The organism is Shinella sp. NM-101 (assembly GCF_021401195.1).
Classification (GTDB): Bacteria; Pseudomonadota; Alphaproteobacteria; order Rhizobiales; family Rhizobiaceae; genus Shinella.
On the sequence record NZ_JACBFT010000001.1, the window covers coordinates 653954 to 678898 of the forward strand.

General features: G+C 66.8%; 20 protein-coding genes. 7 read left to right on the top strand and 13 right to left on the bottom strand.

All coding sequences use genetic code 11. The annotated features are described in order from the left end of the window. Positions 1–11: 11 nt before the first annotated feature. From L0976_RS03130 to L0976_RS03150, 5 genes are all read right to left on the bottom strand, one after another. Complete coding sequence (locus L0976_RS03130; RefSeq protein WP_234186050.1) at positions 12–749, bottom strand: SDR family NAD(P)-dependent oxidoreductase; 738 nt, start codon at positions 747–749, stop codon at positions 12–14. Continuing rightward, positions 749–1594, bottom strand: a complete 846-nt coding sequence (locus tag L0976_RS03135; protein ID WP_234186051.1) for an ABC transporter permease — start codon at positions 1592–1594, stop codon at positions 749–751. Before L0976_RS03135 ends, L0976_RS03130 begins: the two co-directional genes overlap by 1 nt. Positions 1595–1596: 2 nt before the next feature. After that, positions 1597–2502, bottom strand: coding sequence for an ABC transporter permease (locus L0976_RS03140; RefSeq protein WP_234186052.1), 906 nt, complete (start codon positions 2500–2502; stop codon positions 1597–1599). A 93-nt stretch (positions 2503–2595) separates the two neighbouring features. Then, on the bottom strand, positions 2596–3669 hold the full coding sequence (locus tag L0976_RS03145) for an ABC transporter ATP-binding protein (protein WP_234186053.1): 1074 nt from the start codon (positions 3667–3669) through the stop codon (positions 2596–2598). A 103-nt stretch (positions 3670–3772) separates the two neighbouring features. Then, a complete protein-coding gene (locus L0976_RS03150) occupies positions 3773–3952 on the bottom strand; it encodes a hypothetical protein (protein ID WP_234186054.1) in 180 nt (59 codons plus the stop codon). A gap of 241 nt (positions 3953–4193) precedes the next feature. Here L0976_RS03150 and L0976_RS03155 point away from each other — a divergent pair, with 241 nt between their 5' ends. Continuing rightward, on the top strand, positions 4194–5216 hold the full coding sequence (locus tag L0976_RS03155) for a GntR family transcriptional regulator (RefSeq protein ID WP_234186055.1): 1023 nt from the start codon (positions 4194–4196) through the stop codon (positions 5214–5216). A gap of 58 nt (positions 5217–5274) precedes the next feature. Here the strand turns inward: L0976_RS03155 and L0976_RS03160 are convergent, their stop codons facing one another. From L0976_RS03160 to L0976_RS03180, 5 genes are read right to left on the bottom strand one after another with little or no spacing between them, the layout of a single operon-like run. Further along, positions 5275–6252: a biotin-dependent carboxyltransferase family protein gene (locus tag L0976_RS03160; RefSeq protein WP_234186056.1), complete on the bottom strand. Its 978-nt coding sequence runs from the start codon at positions 6250–6252 to the stop codon at positions 5275–5277. Then, positions 6242–7117: an allophanate hydrolase subunit 1 gene (locus L0976_RS03165; protein WP_234186057.1), complete on the bottom strand. Its 876-nt coding sequence runs from the start codon at positions 7115–7117 to the stop codon at positions 6242–6244. Before L0976_RS03165 ends, L0976_RS03160 begins: the two co-directional genes overlap by 11 nt. Further along, a complete protein-coding gene (locus L0976_RS03170) occupies positions 7117–8502 on the bottom strand; it encodes an acetyl-CoA carboxylase biotin carboxylase subunit (RefSeq protein ID WP_203319440.1) in 1386 nt (461 codons plus the stop codon). The genes L0976_RS03165 and L0976_RS03170 overlap by 1 nt, the downstream gene beginning before the upstream one ends. Further along, positions 8499–8741: an acetyl-CoA carboxylase gene (locus L0976_RS03175; protein WP_203319441.1), complete on the bottom strand. Its 243-nt coding sequence runs from the start codon at positions 8739–8741 to the stop codon at positions 8499–8501. Before L0976_RS03175 ends, L0976_RS03170 begins: the two co-directional genes overlap by 4 nt. A gap of 26 nt (positions 8742–8767) precedes the next feature. Next, complete coding sequence (locus L0976_RS03180; protein WP_203319773.1) at positions 8768–9544, bottom strand: 5-oxoprolinase subunit PxpA; 777 nt, start codon at positions 9542–9544, stop codon at positions 8768–8770. 256 nt (positions 9545–9800) lie between these two features. Between L0976_RS03180 and L0976_RS03185 the strand changes: the two genes are divergently transcribed. Continuing rightward, complete coding sequence (locus tag L0976_RS03185; protein WP_234186058.1) at positions 9801–10703, top strand: LysR family transcriptional regulator; 903 nt, start codon at positions 9801–9803, stop codon at positions 10701–10703. Here the strand turns inward: L0976_RS03185 and L0976_RS03190 are convergent, their stop codons facing one another. From L0976_RS03190 to L0976_RS03200, 3 genes are read right to left on the bottom strand one after another with little or no spacing between them, the layout of a single operon-like run. After that, positions 10704–12059 carry a cytosine permease gene (locus L0976_RS03190; RefSeq protein WP_234186059.1) on the bottom strand — a complete coding sequence of 452 codons (1356 nt, stop codon included), beginning with the start codon at positions 12057–12059 and terminating at the stop codon, positions 10704–10706. A gap of 55 nt (positions 12060–12114) precedes the next feature. After that, positions 12115–14196 (bottom strand): hydantoinase/oxoprolinase family protein, encoded by a 2082-nt coding sequence (locus tag L0976_RS03195; protein ID WP_234186060.1) that lies wholly within the window; start codon positions 14194–14196, stop codon positions 12115–12117. A 12-nt stretch (positions 14197–14208) separates the two neighbouring features. After that, complete coding sequence (locus L0976_RS03200) at positions 14209–15969, bottom strand: hydantoinase B/oxoprolinase family protein (RefSeq protein WP_234186061.1); 1761 nt, start codon at positions 15967–15969, stop codon at positions 14209–14211. Between the two features lie 240 nt (positions 15970–16209). Between L0976_RS03200 and L0976_RS03205 the strand changes: the two genes are divergently transcribed. From L0976_RS03205 to L0976_RS28730, 5 genes are all read left to right on the top strand, one after another. Further along, a complete protein-coding gene (locus L0976_RS03205) occupies positions 16210–17163 on the top strand; it encodes an AraC family transcriptional regulator (protein WP_234186062.1) in 954 nt (317 codons plus the stop codon). 110 nt (positions 17164–17273) lie between these two features. Next, a complete protein-coding gene (locus L0976_RS03210) occupies positions 17274–18278 on the top strand; it encodes an AraC family transcriptional regulator (RefSeq protein ID WP_234186063.1) in 1005 nt (334 codons plus the stop codon). A gap of 122 nt (positions 18279–18400) precedes the next feature. Next, on the top strand, positions 18401–20566 hold the full coding sequence (locus L0976_RS03215) for a TonB-dependent receptor (RefSeq protein ID WP_234186064.1): 2166 nt from the start codon (positions 18401–18403) through the stop codon (positions 20564–20566). Positions 20567–20642: 76 nt separating this feature from the next. After that, entirely contained in the window at positions 20643–23180 is a 2538-nt protein-coding gene (locus L0976_RS03220; protein ID WP_234186065.1) for an ABC transporter ATP-binding protein/permease, read from the top strand. After that, positions 23177–24886 (top strand): ABC transporter ATP-binding protein, encoded by a 1710-nt coding sequence (locus L0976_RS28730; RefSeq protein WP_234186066.1) that lies wholly within the window; start codon positions 23177–23179, stop codon positions 24884–24886. Before L0976_RS03220 ends, L0976_RS28730 begins: the two co-directional genes overlap by 4 nt. Positions 24887–24945 lie beyond the last annotated feature (59 nt).

Genomic DNA, 24945 nt, shown 5'->3' on the forward strand with positions numbered 1-24945 from the left:
GGTCTCCGGATTCAAAGCATGACGTCGCCGGAATTGGGTCCGAGCGTCTGTCCGACGAAGAGGCTGGCGGCGGGCGATGCGAGGAAGGCGACCGTCTCGGCCACCTCCTCCGGCTCGCCGAAGCGGCCGAGGGGCAGGCCGGCGCGCTTGGCGGCGCGCCAGTCCTCGGAAAGCTCCATCACCAGCGGCGTGTTGATCGGGCCGGGCGCGACGGCGTTGACGCGGACGCCGCGCGCCGAGACCTCGCGGGCAAGCGCCTTGGTCATGCCGATGATCGCCGCCTTGGCGCCGGAATAGTGGACGAGCTCGACGCCGCCGATCTGGCCGAGCTGCGAGGCGATGTTGATGACCACGCCCGCGCCCTCGGCCAGCATCGCCGGCAGCACGGCCCTGGTCATCAGGAAGGTGCCGCGCACATGCACGGCGAACATACGGTCGAAATCGGCGACCTCGAGGTTCTCGAACGGCGCCTGGTGGGCGATGCCGGCATTGTTGACGAGGAGCGAGACCGTGCCGTGCGCGCCGACCGCGGCTGCATGGATGGCCGCGGCGTCCGCCTCGGCGGAGACGTCGCCGGCAACCGCCGCGGCCGTGCCGCCGGCGGCACGGATCTCATCCGCCACAGCTTCGGCCCGCGCGGCCGAGAGGTCGTTGACCGTCACCGCATAGCCTTCAGCGGCGAGCTTGACGGCGACGGCGCGGCCGATGCCGGAGCCTGCGCCGGTGACAAGGGCGGAGCGGCCGGCCATCACGCCTCCTCCTGGATCGCCATGCGCCGGGCGCGGCGGACCGAAAGCCCCATCAGCACCGCATAGGTGCCGAGCAGCGCGAAGGAGAACAGCGTCGTCAGCACGCCGAAGGCGAAGACGTTCGGATGCACTTCCACCGAGAAGGTGCCGTAGATGGCGAGCGGCAGCGTCAGGTCCCGGCCGGAGGCGAAGAGCGTGCGCGAGAACTCGTCATAGGACAGCGTGAAGGCGAAGAGCATGGCCGAGAGCACGCCGGGGAAGATCAGCGGGAAGGTGATCTTGCGGAAGGTGCGCGCCGGGGTGACGCCGAGCGACCAGGCCGCCTCCTCGACGCTCGGATCGAAGCGGTTGAAGATCGCGAGCATGACCAGGAAGGCGAAGGGGAAGGTGTAGACGACATGCAGCACGAAGGCCGTGCCCCACCAGTGCCGGTCGATGCCGAGCGTGTTGGCGACGAGCGCCATGCCGAGGCCGACGAGCACGCCGGGCACCATCATGCCGAGCACGATGAGGTAGAAGACGACGCCCGAGCCGCGGAACTTCCGGCGGAAGGCCTGGGCGGCGGTGACGCCGAGCACGGTCGAGACGATCATCGTCATGACGGCGAGCCCCAGCGAGCGCACCAGCGCCTGCTCGATCGGCAGCGGCGCGATGCGGGACGGCGGCGTCAGCCCGAAGAGATGCTTGTACCAGTAGGTCGACCACTGGATGATCGGGAACTGCGGCCCGCCCTCCGGCCCGGTCTGGAAGGACAGGATCGCCAGCACGACGAGCGGGCCGTAGAGGAAGACGATGAAAAGCGTCGTATAGAGGCCGAGGCCGAACTTGATGCCGGACGCGTTCATGATCAGAGCTCCTTCCTGAGATCGACGACCCTCAGAAGCGCGGCGACGACGGCGCCCATCAGGATGGTCAGCACCACGCCGGCAACGGCGGCGAAGGCCCATTTCAGCGAACCGACCTGGGTGACGATGATGTTGCCGAGGAGGTTCACCTTGCGGCCGGACAGCGCCGCCGATGTCGCGAACTCGCCGAGCACCATGACGGAGACGAAGATGGCGCCGACCACCACGCCCGGCATGGACAGCGGCAGGATGATGGTGCGGAAGATGCGCCAGAAGCCGGCGCCGAGATCCTGCGCCGCCTCGATGACCGAGGGATCGATGCGCCCCAGCATGAAGGCGATGGGGCCGACCATGAAGACGCAGTAGATCTGCGTCATGCCGATGATGACCGACAGCTCGGAAAACAGCAGCACCTCGATCGGCTGGGTGACGACGCCGAGCTTCATCAGGATCATGTTGATCGCCCCCTCCTTGCCGAGCATCGGCCGCCAGGCCAGGACGCGGATGAGGAAGGAGGTCCAGAACGGGATGACACAGAGCACGAGCAGCGCCGTCGAAAGCGTCTTGTTCCTGATGAAGAGCCCGACGAAGAGCGCGGCCGGATAGCCGACGAGAAGGGTGGAGACGAGCACGATCAGCCAGATGCGGATCGTCGTCCACAGGGCGCCGAGATAGGTGTCGCTGGTGAAGAAGGTGATCCAGCTCTTCAGCGTCAGCGTCGGCTCGATCTTGAAGGTCGTCTGCGTCCAGAAGGAGACGTAGACCATCATCAGGATCGGCGCGACGAGGAAGAGCAGCATCCACAGCACGCCGGGGGCCAGCAGCCAGTAGGTGCGGTCCGGCTGCCTGCGGATCTCGGTCTGTGCCGTTTCGTCGGGCGTGTCATGGCTGGTTGCGGCCATCGTCATCTCTCATTCTCCGATGGGGCAGAGGCAAGTCGCGCGGAAGGCAGGCGCGGCGTTGCGTCCGCAATGGCGTGGAAGCACAGCGGATTTAGCGTCTCAGACGAAGACAAGGGCATCCTCCCGCTTCCAGACGAGGGCGTAGCGCCCCCTCTCCTCGTAGGCCTCCGGCGCGGCATGGCTCAGATGCGTCTCCACCTCGAAGACGCGGCCGTCGTCGAGCGTGAAGAAGGAATTGATCGCGGCGCCGGAATATTCGCTGGCGACGAAGCTGCCTTCGATGCGCACCTCGTCGCCGGCCGCCGCCGCATCGCCGGGACGGATCGACACGCGGTCGTAGCGGATGGCATAGGCCGGCTTGCCGGAAGTCTGGCGCAGCCCGCCGAGCGCGAGCGTTCCGACGGGGCTGCGGAAGCTGTCGCCCGCGATCTCGCCGGAAAAGATGTTGTAGCAGTTGAGGAAGCGCGCGACATCCGCGGAGGCCGGGCGGCTGTAGAGCGTGCCGGCATCGGCGGACTGGGCGATGCGGCCGCGGTCGAGGACCAGAACCGTGTCGCCCATGGCGAGCGCCTCGCTCTCGCTGCCGGTCACATGCAGGAAGGTGACGCCGCAGCGCTCGCGGATCGTGCGCAGCTCGCCGCGCATGCGCGTGCGCAGGTTCGCATCGAGCGCGCCGAGCGGTTCGTCGAGCAGCACCATGCTCGGCTCCGTCACGAGCGTGCGGGCAAGCGCCACGCGCTGCTTCTGGCCGCCGGAAATCTGCGTGACGGCACGGTCTTCCAGGCCCGACAGGCCGACGAGGCCGATGATGTCGCGCACCCTGCCAGCGACGACCTTCCGGTCCGTCACGGGACCCACCGCCCGGTTCTCCAGGCCGAAGGCGATGTTCTGCGCGACGCTGAGATGGGGAAAGAGCGCGAAATTCTGGAAGACGAAGCCGATGCCGCGCTCGTGCGGCGGCACGCCGTCGATGCGCCGGCCGGCAAAGAGGATTTCCCCGCCGTCGGGCTGCTCGAAGCCGGCAATGACGCGCAGCAGCGTCGTCTTGCCCGCGCCGCTCGGGCCGAGCAGCGAGATATAGGCATCGTCCGCAAGGGCGGCATCGATGCCGGCAAGCGCCGGCACGCCGGCGAAGGCCTTGTGCACATTCTTCAGTTGGAGGACGGATGTCACCTCTGTTCCCACCAGTTCCGCGCCGGGAACCCGTCCGCGCACGGCTCCGCACCCCGCCGGCGCGATGCATCCGGACGCAGCAAGAAGCCTCGTTCACGCACCGTCAGATGCGCGCCGCAGCGATGTTCCTGGACATTATGTTTCGTTCCACATGCGGCACCTCTTCCGGATGCCTTGATTTCAAAACCATGCCATGAATGATTTTTGTATTCAATAGACTTTTTATATTTTTCCAGCCCGCGCCGATTTTAATCGTTTCGCGCGATCGCTTGCCGCCGAACACAGCGAGACACATTCAGCCGAACAATTACAGCACCCTGGGAAACTCGCACAAAATCACGGTTTCCGCCGGTGATTTCGGCGAATTCCATCGAAAACGCGACACGGCGCATCCACAGAGAAGCAGGCCGCCCCGGTGCAAAAGCCGATCGCCAATTTCAAACTTTGTATTCAATAGTCATTTATGGCATTCTTTCCTTACGACAGAGAATGCGTCACAGTGCAGCCCTCCACGAAGGCGGAACATGACGGGACCCATGAAGGACGAGCAGGCAGCCATCGGCGCCCAGAAACGCTACGAAATCGCCGAGGACGTGCTGCGCAGCAACATCGAAGCGGGCACCCTGCCGCCCGGCCTCGTGCTGTTGGAAGGACCCATCGCCGAGATCCTGCAGATCTCGCGCGCGCCCGTGCAGCGCGCGCTGCAGACGCTGGAGGCGGAAGGGCTGGTGCACCGCTTCGCCGGGCGCGGCTTCCTGGTCGGCGGGCCGGGCATGGACATCGAGCCGAACCGCACCGACATCAAGGCGCTCGGCATGATCGTGCCGCGCCATGCCGACGAGGCGCTGCAAAGCCGGTCCTCCTGGGAGCGGATCTACAACCAGGTCGAGGCGGATGTCGCCGGCTGCGTGGTCTTCGGCCGCTACCGGCTGGTCGAGATGGAGCTCGCCAACCATTTCAACGTCAGCCGCACCGTGGTACGGGACGTCCTGACGCGCCTGCGCGAGCGCGGGCTCGTGCGCAAGAACCAGAGCTCGCACTGGATCGCCGGCCCCTTGACCGCCCAGACCGTGAAGGACCATTTCGTGCTGCGCAAGATGCTGGAGCCGCCGGCGATCCGGCTGGGAGCACGGGCGGTGCGCCCGGCGCGGCTGGAGGCCCTCCTGCAGCGGCTGCGCGCGGCGGAGGAGACGAGCGCCGCGGGCTCCCTGCACGAAATCGAGCCGATACAGGCCGAATTCATCGAGTGCTGCGTGCTGGCCGCCCCGAACGAGCGGCTGAAGGACCTCGTGCACAACAACCTGATGCCGGTGACGGCGACCGACCGGCTGCTGCGGCGCCTCGGCCTGCCGGGAGACCCCGCGATCATCACGGAACTGCGGCTGATTGCCGAACTCCTGCTGCGCGGGGCGACGGAGGCCGCCGTCTCCATGATGGAAACCCATCTCGAAGCCTGCCTCAACCGCACCATCGCCCAGATGAAGATCGTCGCGATCATACCGGGCCCCGGCGTCACCGCCGCCTATCTCACGCCCGTGCTGGACTGACCCGCCGCGGGGCGGGCCTCGTCTCGGTCGGAATGCGGCGGCGGCCGTTTGCATCGCCCTACCCCCGTCCGAGCGCTTCGCGGAGGCGGACAAGCGCGGCCTTGCGCTCCCTGCGCGCCGCCAGCGCCTCTTCCATCGTCACCTTGACGAAACGGGTGGGCGTGTGCGGCTGGAGCTGGCCGATCAGGTCCATGTCGGCGGAGATCACCGTGCCGACCATGAAATATCCGCCGCCGGACACGGCATCCCGGTGCAGGATGATCGGTTCCGTGCCGCCCGGCACCTGGATCGAGCCGTAGGGATAGCAGCTATCGACGATGTTCGAGGGATCGGAACCGGCGCCGAAGGGCTGCTCGCGTGCGACGAAGTCGAGCTTGCGGCCGCCCTTGAAGCGATAGCCCATCCGATCGGCCTCGTTGGCGACCTTCCATTCGTCGGCGAAGAAGTTCTCCTGCGATTGGGGCGTCACCCGATGCCAGTAGAGGCCGGGCAGCACGCGCAGTTCAGCCGGCATGCCGGGCTTTCGGCGCATCGCCTCGGGAACGGTCCTGCCCTCGCCGTCAAGGCTCCCCGCGCCGACCGGCAGTTCATCGCCCGCCGCGAGCGGACGCCCCTTGTAGCCGCCGAGCGCGCCGATCGGATAGGTCGAGCGGCTGCCGAGCGCTTCGGGCACGTCGATGCCGCCGGAAACGGCAATCGAGATGCGGGCGCCGGATTTCAGGAAGTCGAAGGTCAGCGTCTGCCCTGCCTTGACCTTGAAGGCGGTCCAGCCGGGTTGCGGGACGCCGTCCACCTTGGCCGGCATGTCGGCACCGGTGACGGCCACCAACGCGTCCGCGGTGAATTCGAGCTTCGGGCCGATGAAGACGGCTTCGAGGCCGGCGGCTCCCTCGTCGTTGCCGACGAGCAGGTTGGCCGCGCGCATGGCGAAGCGGTCCATCGCGCCGCCGACGGGGATGCCGAGATGGAAATAGCCGGGCCGGCCGAGATCCTGGACGGTGGTCGCAAGACCGTGGTGGAGAACCTTAATGGCCATTGAGCGTGCCCTCCAGCTTGGCGTTGGTGCCGTCGATGTCCTTCTGGAATTCGCGCAAGTCGAAGCTCACCTCGCGGATCGGCGGCGCGAAGCGTCCCCTGTCGACGTCCTCGACCGCCTGGTCGTAGGCGTCACGGTCGATGGGCTTGAACTTCACGATGTCGCCGGGACGGAAGAACACCATGAAGTCGCGCAGATAGCTCGTCGTCTGCGTGGGATCGAAGATCGGCATGGGCGTGATGCCGAACATCTGGTAGCCGCCGGCACCGCGCACGGAATAGATGCAGCCGAAGCAGCCGCCATGGCCGACCGTCAGCTTCGGCGTGTCGGTGCGCGGCCGTAGGTATTTCGGCACCTGGATCTGCCGCTGGCGCTCGACCATCTGGTACATGAAGGGCAGGCCCGCGACGAAGCCGACCATCGAGACGAACCAGGGCGAACCGGAATGGGCGCCGACGAAATCCTCGACCGAGCCGTAGTCGTTGATGCGGGCGGCATAATCGAGGTCGGTGCCGGACGGGTCCTGATGGCGCTCGCGGAAGCGCATCAGCGTCTCGTGCGTCCAGGGATCGTTGTAGAAGACCGGGATTTCGACGATGCGGGTCTTGAGGACCGGCTCCGCCTTGGCGGCCGCCCCCTCGATCGCCTCGACTTCCTTCAGGATGTCGTCGGGATGGATGACGTCAGGATCGAACTTGATCTGGAACGAGGCATTGGCCGGGCAGATCTCCGTGACGCCCCTTATGCCGCTCTCCCTCACGCCCCTGGCCATGGAAAGGCTGGTGAAGAAGGCTTCGAGCGACATTTCCTCGCTGCATTCGACGAAGAGGTGCTCGTCGCCTCCGAATGTGTATCTGGTCGTCATCAGGCAACCTCCGCGGTCGCGCCGGCTTTCGCGGCGAATTCGGTTTCAAGCCATTGTTCGAGGAAACGGGTGTCGAACGCGCCGCGCCTGACGTTCTCGTCCTCGGCCAGCGCCAGATGGAGCGGAATGGTCGTCGCGATGCCCTCGATCGTCAGGCCGTCCAGCGCGCCCTTCAGCCGCGCCAGGCAGGCCTCGCGCGTTCCGGCCCACACGATGAGCTTGCCGACGAGCGAATCGTAGAACGGCGGGATCGTGTAGCCCTCGTAGAGCATCGTGTCGAAGCGAATGCCCTCGCCTTGCGGCACGACGAGCCGGCTTATCGTGCCCGGCGCCGGCATGAACCCCTTGAAGGGATCCTCCGCATTGATGCGGCATTCGATGGCATGGCCTTCGGCGACGATATCCGCCTGGCGGATCGACAGCGGCGCGCCCCCGGCAACGCGGATCATCTCCTCGACGAGATCGATCCCCGTGATCATCTCCGTGACGGGATGCTCGACCTGGATGCGGGTGTTCACCTCGATGAAGTAGAACTCCCGCGTCGCCTCGTCATAGAGATACTCGACCGTCCCGGCCCCGCGATAGCCGACCTCGCGGGCGAGCGCCACGGCGCTGTCGCAAAGCCGCGTGCGCACCTCGGCCGGCAGCAGGAAGGACGGCGCCTCCTCCCAGACCTTCTGGCGGCGGCGCTGCAGCGAGCATTCGCGCTCGAAGCAATGGACGAAGTTCTCGCCGTCGCCGAGGATCTGCACCTCGACATGGCGGGCCTTGGTGATGACCTTTTCGAGATAGAGGCCGCCATCGCCGAAGGCCGCGAGCGCCTCGGCGGAGGCCTGCGGGAAATGGCGCTCCAGGTCGGCGAGGTCGGCGGCGATGCGGATACCGCGACCGCCGCCGCCTGCCGCCGCCTTGATCATGATCGGAAAGCCGGTCTTCGCCGCCACGGCCCTTGCCTCCTCGATCGTCGCAAGGCGTCCCGCGCTGCCCGGAACGGTCGGCACGCCGGCCCTTGCGGCCACCTCGCGCGCCGCGACCTTGTCGCCGAGCAGGCGGATGGCGTCGCCCTTCGGGCCGATGAAGATCATGCCCGCCGCTTCCACGGCATCGGCGAAATCGGCATTCTCCGACAGGAAGCCGTAGCCGGGATGGACGGCATCGACCCCGGCCGCCTTCGCGGCATTCACCACGGCCTCGATGTTGAGATAGGATTTCCTCGGCGCCGGCGAGCCGATGTCGACGGCCTCGTCGGCAAGCCTCACCGCAAGCATGTCGGCATCGGCCGCGCTGTGGACCTGCACGGTGCGGATGCCGAGCGCCTTCGCCGCCCTGATGATGCGCACCGCGATCTCGCCGCGGTTGGCAACGAGGAGCGAGCGGATGGTCATGCCTCCACCTCGGCGATGACCTGGCCCGCCATGACCGGCTCCTCGTTGTCGACGAGGAAGGTGATGTTGCGGCCGTCGACGCCCGCCGGCACTTCCTGGAAGGTCTTCATGACCTCGATGAGCCCGATCGCATCGCCGCTCGCCACCGCGTCGCCATCCGCCTTGAACGGCGGCACGTCCGGCGAGGAGGCCCGGTAGAAGGTGCCCGGCAGGGGCGATCTGATCTCGATCTTGCTCATGTTTTCTCTCTCTCCACTTTATAAGGTCAGCGCGCGGCCACGTCGGCGACCGGCGCGATGCGAATGCCCGCCCCCACCAGCGCCTCGCGCATCTGGCGCGCGATGTCGAAGGCGCCGAGCGTGTCGGAATGGAAGCAGATGGATTCGAAGTCGATGGCGATGTCGTTGCCCTTGACCGTGCGGACCCTGCCCTCCTTGCAGGCGCGCAGGACCTTGCGGGCGATGGCCGCCGGGTCGGGCCGGCCGGCATCGCGGGTAAAGACGATGGAACCGCTGTCGTCATAGTCGCGGTCGGCGTAGAATTCCCGCACGACCGGCTGGCCGGCCTCGCTCGCCGCGCGCCATGTGGCCGAGCCGCCCATGCAGAAGATATAGGCGTTCGGCTCGACGGTGCGCATGTATTGCACGAAGATCTGCGACAGCTCCGGGTTGACCGCCATCTCCATGTAGAGCGCGCCGTGCGGCTTGACGTGCTGCAGGCGCACGCCGTGGCGATGGGCGAATTCCCTGATGGCGCCGACCTGGTAGACGACGTCGTTGACCAGTTCCTTGGCGGTGCCGGCAATCTTGCGGCGGCCGAAGCCCTGAAGGTCGTTGTAGCCGGGATGGGCGCCGATGCCGACGCCGTGCTCGGCGGCGAGCCGCACGGTCTGGTCCATCAGGTTCGGATCGCCGGCATGGAAACCGGCGGCGATGTTGGCCGAGCTGATCAGCGGCATGAGGGAAGCATCGTCGGTATCGCCGACGCGCCAGCGGCCGAAAGCCTCGCCCATGTCGCAGTTGATGTCGACGACCTCGCGCACTGTCTCTTCCCTCAAATGCTTTTTCTCGCCCCGGAAACGCTAGGCTGTTTGTTACCTTTTGAAAAATTCTATTTTTCCATGTATCAATTCTGAAAATCAGAACGGATTGCCTCTTTTTGTTGCGCCGCAAAAATACGGCAAAACAATCGGGTAGGCGGAAAATGCCCGGAACGCAGGGGTTTCCTGCCTAAGCTCGCATCAGCCATTCTGATTTTTCGATATACGGGCACGGAAAATCAGAAGGGAATCCACAGCCTTGACGATCAGCCTCAGACAGATCCGCTACTTTGTCGCGACCGCCGAGCTCGGCCAGATCTCGCAGGCGGCCATCGACCTGTCCATCTCGCAGTCCGCCGTCACGACGGCGATCAAGGAGCTGGAGCGGACGGTCGGCGTCGGCCTCTTCCTGCGCACGCCGCACGGCATGGACCTGACCTCCGCCGGCCGGCAGTTCCTGTCCCATGCCTACGAGATCCTGAAGAAGGTCGATGAGGCGACGCATCTCAATGTCGTCAGCAGCGAGATCGAAGGCACGCTGACGGTCGCGGCCACCTACACGGTCATCGGCTACTTCCTGCCGCTGCATATCGAGCGGCTGCGCCGGCTCTTCCCGAGGCTCGAAATACAGCTCTTCGAACTCAACCGCGAATCCATCGAGGAAGGGCTTCTCAGCAACCGCTACGACATGTCGGTGCTGCTCACCTCCAACATCCTCAACCCGGCGCTGGTGACGGAAAAGGTGCTGAGTTCGACGCGGCGGCTCTGGCTGCCGGCGCAGCACCATCTTCTCCAGGCCGAAACGGTCGGGCTGAAGGACGTTGCCGAGGAGCCCTACATCATGCTGACGGTGGACGAGGCCGCCCATTCCGCCCTCAAGTACTGGAGCGCCACGCCCTACCAGCCGCGCGTCATCCTGCGCACCTCGTCGGTGGAGGCGGTGCGCTCGCTCGTGGCGAACGGCCAGGGCGTGGCGATCCTCTCCGACATGGTGCACCGGCCCTGGTCTCTGGAGGGCCGGCGCATCGAGACCGTTAATATCAGCGACGCCGTACCCGCCATGGATGTCGGCCTCGCCTGGCGGCGGAACATGGAGCTTACGCCGCCCATGCTCGCCTTCCGGTCCTATTTCCAGCAGGCCTTCCACCTGCCGGAACGCTGATCAGCCGGCCGCCAGGAACCAGGAGCGGCGCGCCTGCGTCAGGCCCGCTGCATAGATGCAGAAGGCGATCACGGCGGTTGCCGGCGCGGAGAGTTCCGCATAGCCGCCGCCCCAGACATGAAGCCAGATGCCGATGGCCGCGGCGACGAGCCAGGCGCCGATGCCGAGCGGGTTGAAGGCGGGCACATGGCTGGAGCGGTATTCGATGATGCCGCCCACCAGCGCGCTGTACCGGTCGATCAGGATATGCGCCATGGCGACGGCCACCCAGGCGACGACGAAGATGCCCTGGTAGGCAAGCGCCGAGAGCAGATAGGCAAAGACATCCGCGAGCATCAGCACGTAGACGATCGCGCCGACCGCGACCGCCCAGCCGATCCGCCCGAAGGGCAGCTTGCCGAAGAGCTGCACCAGCGCTTCCATGTTGACGGCGGCGAGATAGTAGTTTGCCGTGTTGATGCGGGTCTGCGTGACCCAGACGAACAGCAGCCCCCAGATGCCCATGAGCTTCAGCAGCGCCAGGAGCACGCTGACCTCCGAAAGCGCGCCGAGATCCGGCACCGTGCCGATCATGAACATGCCGAAGAGCCCGCTCACCAGGAACGCCATGGCATAAAAAGGCATTCCGAAGTTGAACCAGGCGTGATAGCCCGCATCCTCCGTGCGGCCGAAGCGGGCATAGTCGAAGGTGAACATCATCAGCACCCAGATGCCCATGTAGTAGACGAAGCAGGACCACCAGCCGCCGGCCGGCGCGCCGGCTTCCGGCCCGAGGTTCAGCCACTTGTCGCTGTAGCCGTATTCGCCGACGGCGAGAAAGACCGCGACGACGAGGCCGAGGATGTAGAACGGCAGCAGCACGCCGTTGAACTTGTCGAGCCAGGTCTGGATGCTGCCGAAGATCAGCGGCACGCTGTAGAGGACGACGATCAGCGCCGCGAGCGGATAGGAGATCGACGGCAGGATCGTGGTGATGCCGACGGCGATCACCGAGCCCTCGAAGACGGCGTAGTAGATCGCCGTGGCGCAGAAGATGAGCGTCGCCAGCCCCGCCCCGACATTGCCGAACAGCACGCGCGAGAACAGCGCGACGGAAAGCCCGGTGCGGATGGCGAAGCGGCTGAGCACCGCATTGACGAGGCCGTAGACGACCACCGAAAGCACCATGCCGATAATGGCATTACGCGTGCCGAAATTGAGCGCCATCGCCGCGCCGACGACGATATAGAAGACGGCGCTGCACACCGCCCACCACGCCATGGTCAGTGCCCCCCGGGGCATGCGCGCCTGCGGCGGCACCGCCACGTTGGAGAAATCAGAAGTCTCGGCCTCCGCGGCCGATAGGTTGCCTGCCATTGTAGTCCCCTCCTTGTTGCAGGTGGCCGCCCCCGCCCGAAGGCGGGGCAGGCCGTCAGTCTTCCCGTGTCAGCAGATAGCTGCCGCTTTCATGCAGGACGCTCGTCCAGCCGGGCTCGATGACGATGGTCGTCGTCACCTCCTCGATGATGGCCGGCCCCGTGATGCGGGCGCCCGCGCCGAGCTTCGCGCCGTCGTAGACCGGCGTTGAGACCGGCTTGCCCGACTGGTCGAAGATCGCATCGCGATGGCCCTTCAGCGCCTCGCGGGCATCGCCGCCTTCGGCAAGCTTCGGCGGGCGGACCTTCTCGATGCGGCCGTAGATGGTCGATTCCAGGTTCACCACCTCGACCGCGCTGTGGCGCTCGGCATAGGTGTAGAGCTCCTCGTGGCGGGCGTGGAAGGCGTCCTTGACCTTCTCGATCGTCGTTTCGTCGATCGGGAAGGTGCCGATGTCCACGGTGCATTCATGCACCTGGCCGACATAGCGCATGTCGATCGAGCGCTTGATGTCGATGGCATCGGCGGCAAAGCCGTCCGCCTCCAGATGCGAAACGCCCTTGGCCTCGATCTCCTTGAACAGGCTGTCGATGCGCTCGTAGGCCGCCGCATTGTCGAGGCGCACCGGCGCGGGCGCCATGTAGTTGTACTTCACGTCGGAGATGATCTGGCCGAAGGCGCACAGGCCCGAGGCGAGCTTGGGCAGGATGATGGTATCGATGCCCATCTCCCGCGCCAGCGCCGTGATATGCGCCGCCGTTGCGCCCCCTGCCCCGACCAGCACGAAATCGCGCGGATCGTAGCCGCGCTCGACCGAGACGCGGCGGATGCCGTTGACCATCGAGTTGTTGACGATGGCGAACATGCCGTAGGCCGCCTGCTCCACGGAGATGCCGAGCGGTCCTGCCACCCGCGCCACCGCCGCGCGCGCCTTTTCGATGTCGAGCGGCAGCTTGCCGCCGAGAAGCCCCTCGGGGTTGAGGTAGCCGAGCACGAGGTTCGCATCCGACGTCGTCGGCTCGACGCCGCCGCGGCCGTAGCAGGCCGGGCCCGGCTCGGAGCCGGCCGATTGCGGGCCGACCTGCAGCAGGCCGAGCGGATCGATCCAGCCGATCGAGCCGCCGCCCGCGCCCAGCGTCTCGACCTGGATCATCGGCACGCCGATGCGGTAGCGCAGGAAGTCGATGTTCTTGTTGAGGTTGGTCTGGCCGTTGCGGGTGAGCGTGATGTCGAAGGATGTCCCGCCCATGTCGACGGTGATGACGTTCCTGTGGTCGAAGGGCGCGCCGGCATAAAGGCCTGCCTGAGGCGCCGACGCCGGACCGGAATTGATGGCGTAGACCGAGCGGTCGGTCATGACCTGGCCCACGGCAAGGCCGCCGTTCGACTGGAAGTAGCGCACCGGCTGCTTCGCGCCGAGCTTGCGGAAATAGGCGTCGACCGCCGCCACGTAGCGGCGCATGACGGGGGCGAGATAGGCGTTCGTCACCGCGGTGGAGGTACGGGTATATTCGCGCACCTGCGGGTAGAGCTCGCCGCCGACCGTGAGGATCGCCTCCGGCATCATCTCGCGCACGATCTCCGCCGCACGCCGCTCGTGGCTCGGATCGAGCACCGACCAGACGAAGGAGATGGCGACGGTCTCGACGCCCTCCTTCAGGAAGAGCCGGCAGGCCTCGCGCACATCCTCCTCGTGCAGCGGCGTGCGCACCGAACCGTCCGACAGGACGCGCTCGCGCACGCCGCGCCTGAGATAGCGCGGCACCAGCATGGTCGCCGCCGGATATTCGGGATCGTAGCGGAAGCCGTCTTCCTTGTGGCCGTTGCGGATCTCGATGGAGTCCTCGTGGCCCGCCGTGCAGATCAGCCCCGTCCTGCCGCCGCGGTGGGTGATGAGCGCGTTGAGGCCGACGGTGGTGCCGTTGATGCAGAGGTCGCAGTTGGCGATGATGTCCTCGATCGGCTTGCCGAGATCGGCGGCGATCAGCCCGAGCCCGTTCTCGATGGCCCTGGTGGGATCGGAGGGCGTGGAGAGCGCCTTGAAGAGCTTGACTTCTCCGGTCGCACGGTCGGCGATGACGAAGTCGGTGAAGGTGCCGCCGGCATCGATGCCGAGGCGGTAGGAATGCATGGTCATGTCTGGTCTTCCTTACGCGGTGGCTCTGAGCCGTTCGGTTGCGGCCGTGTCGACGTCGAGGGTCTCCCGGTTCGCGATCACGACGCCGTAGTCGAGACGGGCGCCCTCGATGGAGACGAGGCCGTTGCGCACGTCCGAGATCACCTTCTCGACGGGCCGTTCGAACGGATTGCCGTAGCCGCCGCCGCCCGGATTGAGGTTGGTGATCGTCTGGCCCGGCTTGATGGTCTGGATGATGTTCTTGCGCTCGACCTCGACCTTGCCGTCGCGGCGCAGCTCCACCCGGCCGACCTTGGTGTCGACCATCGCAGACTTCGCGCCCGCCGCGCCCATGGCCGGAATGCGCCGGCCCTCGCCGAAGCCGATGCACAGCATGTCGCCATTGAGCGGCTCGACCTCCCAGGCCGTGCCGGAGCCGCCGCGGAACTTGCCGGCGCCGCCCGAGTCGGTCATCAGCGCATAGCGGTGGATGACGATGGGATAGGAATATTCGAGCAGCTCGACATCGCCCGAGGTGAGCGCCCCGAAGCAGCATTCCGGGCCGACGGCGTGCCAGCCGTCCTGCTTGGGCGTCGCCCCGCCGCCGGAGATGATGGTGGCGAGCACCATGGTCACGAACTCCTCGTTGGTGCGGGCGTCGCGGCCGGCGATGTTGAGGCCGTTGGCATGGCCCCAGGAAGCCGAAACCTTGGAGGGCATCGCCTTCTCGAAGGCGAGGCGCACGGCGTCCGTCAGCGTCTCCATCGGCGTCGTCGTGCAGTTCATGTGCGGGGCCGGCTCCTGCGCGTTGCACAGCGTGCCCTTCGGCCCGAAGTCGAGGCTGACGCAGCGATAGAGCCCTTCGTTGTAGGGCGGCGGCAGGGCCGCGAACATCATCAGGCCGAGATAGACGCCGGAATGCGAATTGCCCTCGTAGGAATTGATGAAATAGGGGATCTGCGGCGGGCTATCGATGGCGATGTGGCAGCTATCGCCGGTGATCGTCACCGTCGCCTTGATCTCGAAGTCGCCGAAGCCGTGGCCGGCATCCTCCAGGATGGCGGCGCCTTCATAGGTGCCGTCAGGCACCGTGGCGATCAGCGCGCGCATGTGCCGGTCGGCCATTTCGAGCAACGTGTCGACGCAGGCATCCACCTCGGCCTTGCCGTACTTGTCGAGCATGGCGATGAGGTTGCGCTCGCCCACCTGGCAGGCGCCGATGAGCGCGCGGAAGTCGCCTTCCTGGTCGCGGCGCGCGCGCATGTTGGTGAGGATCATGTTGAGCACGTCGTGGCGCGGCGTGCCGCGGTCCCAGATCTTCACCGGCGGGATGCGCAGGCACTCGGCGTAGATCTCCGTGGCGTTCGGGTTGTAGCCCGCCGGCACCGGCCCGCCGATGTCGGTGAGATGGCCCTTGCAGACGGTCCAGTAGACCAGCTCGCCCTTGTAGAAGACCGGCTTGTACATGCAGGTGTCGATGGCATGGCTGCCGCCGAAGGCCGGGTCGTTGTGAAGGAAGAGGTCGCCTTCGTGGATGTCGTCGCCGAAGAAGGCCGCGACCGCCTTCATGGCGGGGATGAGCGAGCCGAGATGGATCGGGATGTCCTGGCCCTGCAGGATCATCTCGGGCCGGGCGTTGAAGAGCGCCGTCGAATAGTCGTGCGCCAGGTTGAAGACCGACGAGCGCGCCGTCTTTTCGAGCGCAAGCGTCATTTCGCGCTGAGTCGTCTCGAGCATGCCCCGCACGACCGAGAGCGTGATCGGGTCTACTTTTGCAGTCTGGGTATGAAGCATCGTGTTCACGCTGGTTGAGGGCGAGAACCGACGGCCTGGAAACCGGTCGATAGCTGAAATGTCTGTTCCCTGGCAGCCGGTATCTGTCGCACCGTTGAAGCCGGCTGCAATCTAGGCAGAGTTTTCCGCATCGGTCTTTGCAGCGAGGGAACAACGAATTGCGCGCCGACGCACAAGCTGCCATTTTCATTGCCTGGCAGAAATCCTGTGCGTACCTTCGATCCCAAGAGGACAAGCCGCATGAAGACGAGCATCACCACGAGCGCGACGCGCCCGCCCGACCGCAGCCGCCACTGGCACGAGGCCATCGCCTCGGCCTATTTTCCGCTCGACCTTCGCTTCCGCGAGGCCGACCGGTTTTCCGGCGACCTGACCACCTGGCAGTTCGGCAACGTGTCGATCTCCCGCCTCACCTGCGATGCGCTGCAATATCTGCGCCTGCCGCACCATTTCCGCGGCGCGCGGGAGGAGGAGTTCCTCGTGACCGTGCCGGCACGGGCGGAGGTGTTCTTCTCCCAGTGCGGCCGCGAGGTCAAATGCCGGCCGGGCGGCTTCTTCCTCGAGCGCAGCAGCGAGCCCTACCAGTTCAGCCACGCGGAAGCGGCGGACATGTGGGTGCTGAAGGTCGAGGCCGACGCGCTGGGCGGGCGGATGCGCGCGCCGGACCGCTTCTGCACCCTCCAGTTCGAGGCCAACAACGGCGCCGGCGGCCTCTTCACCGACATGCTGCACCTCCTGCCCGGCCGTTTCGACGGCATGACGGCGGAGGCGCGGGTCACCGTCGGCCGGCAGCTCGTCGACCTGCTGGTGCTGGCGATCAAGGCCGACGACCGCGTGCTGACCTCGGGCAACTCGACGGTGCGCAGCGCCCATCTCGCCCGCATCGAGGCCTATGTGCGCGCTAACCTGCAGGACTTCCGGCTCGACCCGGATCGCATCGCCCGGGCCTGCGGCATCTCCACCCGCTATCTCCACGAACTGTTCAAGGACACCGACGAGACGGTGCGCACCTGGATCCGCGACCAGCGTCTCGCCGCCTGCCGGGAAGCGCTGGAGGATCCCGACAACGTCCAGACGGCCGCCGAGATCGCCTATAGCTGGGGCTTCAGCGACCAGACCCAGTTCTCGCGCGCCTTCAAGGCGCGTTTCGGCCTGCCGCCGGGCGAGTTCCGCGAAAAGGCCCACCGCGGCTGACATCGGGCGCCCGCCTGAATTGTCGCCGTTTCCGGCGGACGATAATAATTTGACTTTTTTACTCAAGTTAATATACGACTCTGTCCGAACGCGAGGCGAGCGTATTCGGCATGACCCTAGACAACCTGATACCGCCGGGCGGCATGACGCCGGGCGATCTTGTTCGGCTCGGCGCCGAATTCGCGCTGGGCATGGAGCCCATCGACATGGCGCCGCAGGTGCTGGAAACGCCGATCTATACGGGGCGCCTGCTGGCGCATGAGGTCCAGCCGGGGCTGATGCTCAGCGCGGGCGACGTCACCTACATCCGCGAGCAGAGTTTCGCCGTCGAGATGGAACCGGCTCTCGTCTGCGGCATCATGCTTTCGGGCGATCCGGTCCGCACCGAAGTTGATGGCTATGGAAGCTTCGTCCGCCACCCGCATCAGGTCAATCTCATGGGGTTCGACCGCCCTATCCGCTACACGACGCCGCTGCAGCGCGGGCGGAATTTCCGCACCGCCGGCTTTGTGCTGCAGCCGGCCTTCTTCGACCGTTTCGGGAACGATGTCGACGACGATGGCGTCAGTGCGCTGCGCGACCTGATGACCGGCGGCTTCCGCACGGCGACCATCACCCATTCGCCGCGCATCGGCGAGATCGCCCGGCTCTGCCTCGAACATCCCTATGGCGGCCATCTCGGCCGGCTGTTCCTGGAAAGCAACGCGCTCGCCTATGTCATCGAGGTGGCGCAGGCGCTGAAGGACGAACGGCGCCTCGTCTCCCTTGTCGGGCGGCGCGAATATGACCGCGTGATGCATGCCCGCGAGATTCTGGACGGCGACCTCGTCAACACCCCGACCACGCTGGAACTGGCACGGCGCGTCGGCATCAACGTCACGACCCTCCAGGCCAATTTCAAGGCCGTCTTCGGCCGGACGATCTTCGGCCATGTGCGCGAGCAGCGACTGATGGTGGCGAAGATCCTGCTGCAAGAACACCGGCTTTCGGTGGCCGAGGCCGGGCGTCGCGTCGGCTTCTCCCGCCCCTCCGCCTTCAGCGCCGCCTATCGCAGGCATTTCGGCCATCCGCCGCGGTCGGAACACCGGCAGCCCGATGGAATGCAGCCAGGCTGAGCGCGCCGCCAACTATTGCGTTTTGCGAATGTTTGCCTGCGTTGCGCGAAAGTCGAGTTATATCCTCAAGAATGCCCGACCCGCTATTTGTGGCGTCCATCACGGACTCGGGGACAAGGCATATGAACACCATTTCGCGCGCACGGCTGGTTTCAACCACGGCGCTTGCGGCCCTAGGCTTCACCATCGCGGCAGCCGGGCAGGCACAGGCCCAGCAAGCCGACGAAGCGACGACGCTCGAAGCCGTCGTCGTAACCGGCACCAAGCGCCCGCAGGACGACGTCTCCCTGCCCGTCGCAACAACGATCCTCGGCCCGGAAAACGTGAAGCCCTCCTCGCTCGACCCGGTCGGCGACGTTGCCCGCCAGACGCCGGGCACCAACTTCCTGGATTTCGGCCGCTTCGGCGAAAGCTACATGACCATGCGCGGCCTCTCCACGCTCGGCTCGGCGATGAACTCGCTCGACAGCGTGATCGGCCTTTCCGTCGACGGCGTCCCGACGACGCTCTCGGCGATCGGCGCGCCCTTCCTCGATGTCGAACAGGTCGAGGTGCTGCGCGGCCCGCAGGGCACGACCTTCGGCCGCAACGCCTTCGCCGGCGCGATCAATGTGGTGAGCAAGCCCGCCGACGGGACGAAGGAGAACATCGTCAGCACGGAGATCGGTTCCGATGGCCATGCCTTCATCGAGGGCACCACGGGCGGCTGGCTGATCGACGACCTCGTTGCCGGCCGCACGACGTTGCGTTTCCAGAAATTCGATGGCGACATTCCGAACCCGATCACCGGCAAGGACGAGGGCAGCGCGAAGCTCGGCGCGGCGCGCGGCACGCTGCGCATCACGCCGGACGATTCGTTCACCATCGACATCACCGGCGGCTTTTCCAGGGACACACGACACAACTCCGCCTTCCTCCTGCTGGAATCGCCCGACTTCCCGATCAGCGGCGCCGACACCACGCCGGTCAACCGCCAGCAGATCGCGCACGGTTCAATCAAGGTCACCAAGGAATTCGAGCCCTTCATCCTGACCGCGACGACGAGCTACCAGGACATCAAGCTGCACAATACCGGCGACTTCACCGACGCCTTCATCTTCTCCAACGCAACCGGCCTGCCGCCGTCCTTCTTCAACGACCCCAACGCGCAGAAGGTGGTCTTCGACGACCACGAGCGCATCTTCAACCAGGAAGTCCGCCTCAACTCGCATGAAGACGCGGCCGTGCAATGGGTCGTCGGCGCGAACTATTTCAAATCGGACTTCACGACCCATCGCGTGCAAGATGTCGGCAGCTATTCGCCGACGCTGAACGGCACCTTCGACAACGCCATCGACAGCGAGACGATCGCGGCCTTCGCCGACGCGGCGGTGCCGCTCGACGAGCGTTTCACCCTTTCGGGCGGCCTGCGCCTTGCCCATGACAGGCAGACGCTCGACGCCAACTATGTCTCCAACGGCTTCCCCGGCACCATCCCGGCCTTCGCGCAGGACAACGCCTTCAGCGACACCTACCTGACCGGCCGCATGGCGCTCTCCTACAAATGGAACGACCGCGCCATGAGCTATGCCTCCGTGGCGCGCGGCTATTCCTCCGGCGGCTTCGAGAAGACGACGGCCTATGCCGGCTTCGGCCTGCCCTCGACTCCCTTCCTGCCGGCGACGTCGTGGACCTACGAGATCGGCACCAAGGCCGAGCTGACCGATGCCATTCGCGTCAGCGGGGCGATCTTCTACAACGACGTGAAGGACGGCCAGCTCACGGGCTTCGATCCGGGCACGCTGCTGCCTTTCATGACGAACCAGGCCTTCGAGAGCTACGGCGTTGAAGCGAACGTGACCGCCACGGTCGCCGACGGGCTGGATTTCACGGTGGGCGGCGCGCTCATCAATTCCCGCCTCGTCGACGTCACGCCGCAATCGGCGCTCGCGGGGGCGCTGGAGGGCAACAAGGTGCCGCAGGTGCCCGGCTTCTCCGCCAATCTCGGCGTCACCTACCGCACGGAGGCCGATGCGCTCGGCTTTGCCGGCGAATTCTTCGTCGGCGCCAACTACCAGTATGTCGGCACCCGCTATTCGGACATCCAGAACAGTGCGAAGATGGCCGCCTACCACATCGTCAATGCGGAACTCGGCTGGGAGAAGGACAATCTGAAGGTCTACGCCTTCGGACGCAACCTGCTCGACGAGCGCCCGCTCTCCTACGCCTTCACCTACGCGCCGGGAACGACGGCCGCCTATATCGGCCGCGGCCGCGTCATCGGCCTGGGGGCGACGATCAAGTGGTAGGCATATCAGCAGCATTCCCGCGCATCCCGGTCATGCCGGCGGGGCCGCGCCTTTCCGTTCTCTTGCGGGGCTGCTGATGGGTGCGCGTTTCCAGCGGACGATGATGAAGGCTCTCGGAGCCACCGATCACGTCATGACGGTGGTTTCGGCCACGAACCTCACGCCCGGCTTCCGCCGCATCCGCTTTTCCGCCCCGACCATGATCGACGGGCGCGAGACGCCGACGGCAAGCTATGTCCGCCTCTGGGCGCCCGATCCCGACGATCCGGCCAAGGTGCACCAGCGCGGCTATACGCTGGTCGACCCGGACCCGGCGCGTGGCGAGGTCAGCTTCGATTTCGTGCTGCACGAGCCGATGGGGCCGGCCTCCGCCTGGGCGGCGGCGGCAAGGCCCGGCGACACGATCAACGCGTCCTACTACATGTTCCACAAGTTCGAGCCGCCGGAAAATCCGGAAGGCTACCTGCTGATGGGCGATCCCGCGGCCATTCCCGCCATCAACGGCATCCTCGGCGTCCTGCCGCCGGACGCCGCCGTCGTCGTCGTCCTGCAGGCCCATCTGCCGGAGGACCGGGATATTCCCGTCACCTTCCATCCGGGCGCCGAGGTGATCTGGACCGGCGAAGGCACCGGCGCGCTCGCCGCCGCCGTGCCCGCCCGCGACTGGTCGAACTGGTATGCCTGGATCGCCGCGGAAAACGCCGCGATCAAGGACCTGCGCGCGAACCTCAACCGCGTGCACGGCTTCCCGCTCGCCGACATCAAGCACGCCGCCTACTGGATCCGCGGCAAGGCGATGCGCCTGCGCAAGGAAGCGGGCGAAGAGGCGGCGGCACCCGCTCCGCCACCGCCCGCCGCGCCCCCTCGGAAGGCTGCGCCGCGCTGGCGCTCGCAGCGCGGACAGGAACTGCTCGCCTCGCTGCGCTGGAAGCTGCGCGCCGCCGGTGCCCTGCAGGCCGTCATCTCGCTGATGCAGCTCGCCCCGCTGGTCCTGCTTGCGGAGCTCGGCCGCCGGCTGCTGGCGGGCGAGGCCAACGCGGAAACGATGACGCCGCTGATCCTGTGGGCGCTCGGCCTTTTCGGCGGTGCCGCCCTGCTCTCGACCGTGCTGATGTTCTGGCTGCATGCCGTGGATGCCCGCTTCGGCCATGAGCTGCGCCGCTCGATCGTCGCCAAGCTCGCCCGCCTGCCGCTAGGCTGGTTCACCGACCGCAATGCCGCCAGCGTGCACCAGGCGGTGCAGGAGGATGCCGGGCGATTGCATTACATGGTCACCCATGCCGTGCCCGATGTCGTTGCGGGCATCGTCACGCCGCTCGCCGTCATCGTCTATCTCTTCACCGTGGATGCGGCGCTCGCCGGCCTGCTCTTCCTGCCGCTCATCGCCTTCGTCGCCCTTTTCGCCCACATGATGCGCGGCGTCGCCGACAAGCTGGTGGAATATGCCGACTGGACCAGGCGCGCCAATGCCGCGGCCAGCGCCTTCATCGAGGCCTTGCCCGTCGTGCGCGTCTTCGGCGGCGACGGCAGGGCGTTGCGCACGGTGCTGAACGGCCAGGCGGCCTTCCTCAACGGCTGGCAGCGCCCGATGGCCGGCCGCAAGGTCGCCTCGCAGCTTGCGATCCAGCCGCCGGCCTTCCTGCTGCTCATCACGGCCGCCGGCTGCTGGCGCATCCTCTCCGGCGCCATGGCGCCCGCCGATCTCCTGCCCTTCCTCTTCCTCGGCACCGCCTTCGGCACGCAGATCACCGCCGTCATGTACGGCTTCGTGCCGATGCGCGAGGCGAAGCAGGCGGCAAGCCGCATCGGCACGCTGCTGGAGGAGCCGGAACTCGATCGCAGCCGCGCGCTGCGCGCCCTCTCGCCGGGTCCGCTCGGCCTGCGCTTCCAGAATGTCAGCTTCGGCTACCGGCCGCGCAAGCCGGTGCTCCAGGACATCGACCTCGTTCTGGCGCCCGGCACGCTGACCGCCCTGGTCGGCCCGAGCGGCGCCGGCAAATCCACCCTCGCCGGCCTGCCGGGTCGCTTCCACGACGTGACGGGCGGCGCGATCCGGCTGATCGCCGGCGAGACGGAAATCGACATCCGCGACGTCCATCCGCAGGTTCTCCAGCGCACGGTCGGCTTCGTCTTCCAGGATGTGCGCCTGATCAAGGGCACGCTCCGCGACAATATCGCGCTTGCACGTCCCGAGGCGAGCCAGGCCGAAATCGAAGCGGCCGCCCGCGCCGCCCATATCCACGAGCGCATCGTGCAAGCGTCCAAAGGCTACGACAGCATCATCGGCGAGGACCTGCGGCTTTCCGGCGGCGAGGCGCAGCGCCTCTCCATCGCCCGCGCACTGATCGCCGATCCGCCGATCCTCGTGCTCGACGAGGCCACCGCCTTCGCCGACCCGGAATCCGAGCATCTCGTGCAGCAGGCGCTCGGCGCGCTCATCGGCAGGCGCACCGTCCTCGTCGTGGCGCACCGGCTGCACACCGTGGTGCATGCCGACCGCATCGCCGTCATGGATCGCGGCCGCATCGTGCAGCAGGGCGACCATGCGGCGCTGATCGCCGAGCCCGGCCTCTACCGCGACCTGTGGCTCGCCGGGGAAAGGAAAGCCTCGTGATCATCTCCGCCCTCCTGCCGCCGGAGGCGCGCCCGCGCCTCGCCCCCTTTGCCGTCCTCGTCATCGTGGCGGCTGCATTGCGCGCGACATCCGCGCTTGCGCTCGTGCCGCTGCTCGGCGCGCTGTTCTCGCCGGTTCCGCAGGGCGCCCTGCCCTGGCTCGGCCTGCTTGCCGCCGGCGTCGCGGCCGGCTGGGCGCTGGAGCGCTTCCTGGTGATCCGCGCCTTCGATCTCGGCTTTGCCATGATGACCTCGATGAACGCCCGCCTTGTCGATCATCTCCTCGCCGTGCCCGTCGGCTGGTTCGGCGCCGAGCAGCAGGCGCAGGCGAAACGCGCCCTCGCCGGCGCCATGCCCGAGCTCTTCGCAAGCTCGGTCAATCTGGCGACGCAGGCCTCCATCGCCGCGACGCTGCCGTTCACCATCGGTATCGGCCTTCTGTTCGTCGCCTGGCCGCTCGGCCTCGCGGCGCTTGCCGCCGCCCCCCTGCTGCTCGGCGCGCTGTTGCTCGGCGGACGGCTGATGCGCCGCGCCGAGGCCGATTTCGCCGCCGCCTCGGGCGAGGCCGCCGCCCGCACGGAGGAATTCGCCCACGCCCAGCTCGTGCTGCGCGCCGCCGGCCGCACCGGCATGGAGGGCACGCCGCTCGGCGCGGCGATCGACGCCCAGAAGGCCGGGGGATTGCGCGTGCTCTGGTTCACCCTGCCCGGCACGCTGCTTTTCTCGCTTGCCATGCAGGGCACCCTCGTCGCCATGGTGGCCGTCCTGGCACTCCTCTATTTGGACGGCACCGTCGATGCCGCCCGCACGGTGGCCCTGATCGTCGTGGTGCTGCGCTTCCTGGAGCCGCTGAACACCCTGTCGGAGCTTTTCCCCGCGCTGGAATCCACCCACGCCGCCGCCGGGCGCACCCTTGCCGTGCTCGACGTGCCGGCCCAGCCGGTCCCGGCGCGGGACAGCACGCCCGGCACACCGGAGATCGAATTCCGCGATGTGCATTTCCACGCCAACGGCACGCATATCCTCGACGGCGTCACCTTCACCGCCCCCGCCGGTAAGACGACCGCGCTTGTCGGCCCCTCCGGTTCCGGCAAGAGCACGATCCTCTCGCTGATCGCCCGCCTGCACGATGTTTCCACGGGCGAGATCCGCCTCGCAGGCCATGATGTGCGCGCCTACGAGCCCGCCACCCTGATGGACCAGCTTTCCATCGTCTTCCAGAACGTGCAGCTCTTCGAAGGCGGCATTGCCGAGAACATTCGCCTCGCCCGCCCGGGGGCCGGCAATGCGGCGCTGCGCGAGGTCGCGGCCGCAGCCTGTGTCGACGAGATCGTGGAACGCCTCGGCAGTTGGGACGCGCCGGTCGGCGAAGGCGGCAACAACCTGTCGGGCGGCGAGCGCCAGCGCGTCAGCATCGCCCGCGCCCTCCTCAAGAACGCGCCGATCCTGCTGCTCGACGAGGCGACAAGCGGCCTCGACACGTTGAACGAGGTGGCCATCGCCACCGCGCTTGCCCGCTTCGGCCACCGCACCGCTTTCATTGTCGCGCATCGCATCGAGACGATCGCCAGAGCAGACCACATTTTTTTCATCGAACATGGCCGCATCGTCGAATCCGGCGACCGCAACGACCTCATCGCCGCCGGAGGCAGGTTCGCCGCCTACTGGAACAGCCGGCGCCAGGCGAAAGACTGGACGCTGGCCTGACAGCCGTACCCGTCGAGACGGTCGGCGAATTCCTCATGCCGCAACCTTTCGAGCGGCAC

Bases quoted from the DNA above. Each gene is read 5' to 3' on its own strand.
- L0976_RS03210 (WP_234186063.1), top strand. From the start codon at position 17,274: ATGACCCTAGACAACCTGATACCGCCGGGCGGCATGACGCCGGGCGAT.
- L0976_RS03155 (WP_234186055.1), top strand. From the start codon at position 4,194: ATGACGGGACCCATGAAGGACGAGCAGGCAGCCATCGGCGCCCAGAAA.
- L0976_RS03220 (WP_234186065.1), top strand. From the start codon at position 20,643: ATGGGTGCGCGTTTCCAGCGGACGATGATGAAGGCTCTCGGAGCCACC.
- L0976_RS03195 (WP_234186060.1), bottom strand. From the start codon at position 14,196: ATGACCATGCATTCCTACCGCCTCGGCATCGATGCCGGCGGCACCTTC.
- L0976_RS03140 (WP_234186052.1), bottom strand. From the start codon at position 2,502: ATGACGATGGCCGCAACCAGCCATGACACGCCCGACGAAACGGCACAG.
- L0976_RS03215 (WP_234186064.1), top strand. From the start codon at position 18,401: ATGAACACCATTTCGCGCGCACGGCTGGTTTCAACCACGGCGCTTGCG.
- L0976_RS03205 (WP_234186062.1), top strand. From the start codon at position 16,210: ATGAAGACGAGCATCACCACGAGCGCGACGCGCCCGCCCGACCGCAGC.
- L0976_RS03170 (WP_203319440.1), bottom strand. From the start codon at position 8,502: ATGACCATCCGCTCGCTCCTCGTTGCCAACCGCGGCGAGATCGCGGTG.
- L0976_RS03175 (WP_203319441.1), bottom strand. From the start codon at position 8,741: ATGAGCAAGATCGAGATCAGATCGCCCCTGCCGGGCACCTTCTACCGG.
- L0976_RS03160 (WP_234186056.1), bottom strand. From the start codon at position 6,252: ATGGCCATTAAGGTTCTCCACCACGGTCTTGCGACCACCGTCCAGGAT.
- L0976_RS03130 (WP_234186050.1), bottom strand. From the start codon at position 749: ATGGCCGGCCGCTCCGCCCTTGTCACCGGCGCAGGCTCCGGCATCGGC.
- L0976_RS03190 (WP_234186059.1), bottom strand. From the start codon at position 12,059: ATGGCAGGCAACCTATCGGCCGCGGAGGCCGAGACTTCTGATTTCTCC.
- L0976_RS03135 (WP_234186051.1), bottom strand. From the start codon at position 1,594: ATGAACGCGTCCGGCATCAAGTTCGGCCTCGGCCTCTATACGACGCTT.
- L0976_RS03165 (WP_234186057.1), bottom strand. From the start codon at position 7,117: ATGACGACCAGATACACATTCGGAGGCGACGAGCACCTCTTCGTCGAA.
- L0976_RS03200 (WP_234186061.1), bottom strand. From the start codon at position 15,969: ATGCTTCATACCCAGACTGCAAAAGTAGACCCGATCACGCTCTCGGTC.